Below are 379 nucleotides of genomic sequence, written 5' to 3'. Positions count from 1 at the left end.
ACCAGCCATGCAGCGCCAGCACCGGATAGCCATCTTCCGGACCGAAGGCCCGGGCGCTCAACTCGATATGGGGCAATTCCAGCCGCAATTCCTGCACCTGGGCAGTCATGAATTCCACTCCGCGGGTGCCAGTGCGCGCTTCATGCCGGGGAGGCATCCCGCTGCAAGGGCACCACGGCTACCGTCAGCCGCGAGACACAGGTCAGGCGCCCCTCTTCATCGCTCAGGCGGATGTCCCAGACATGGCTGCTGCGCCCTAGGTGCAGGGGACGCGCCACCGCCGTCACCCGCCCGGAGCGCACGCCCCGCAGGTGGTTGGCATTGATTTCCTGACCCACGCAATAGAAGCGCGAGCGATCCACGCAGAGCATGCTGGCGA

1 protein-coding gene is annotated in these 379 nt (G+C 66.2%); it reads right to left on the bottom strand.

Going from position 1 to position 379, the window contains the following annotated elements:
- Window positions 1-140: 140 nt before the first annotated feature.
- A partial coding sequence (locus FH08_RS0134135; protein ID WP_031362651.1) for a hotdog fold thioesterase occupies window positions 141-379 on the bottom strand: 239 nt, incomplete at its 5' end.

The sequence above is a fragment of the Caballeronia sordidicola genome, from assembly GCF_000729995.1.
Lineage (GTDB): Bacteria > Pseudomonadota > Gammaproteobacteria > Burkholderiales > Burkholderiaceae > Caballeronia > Caballeronia sordidicola_A.
Note: the sequence above shows the minus strand (reverse complement) of the source record. Positions and strands in the feature narration are given on the sequence as shown.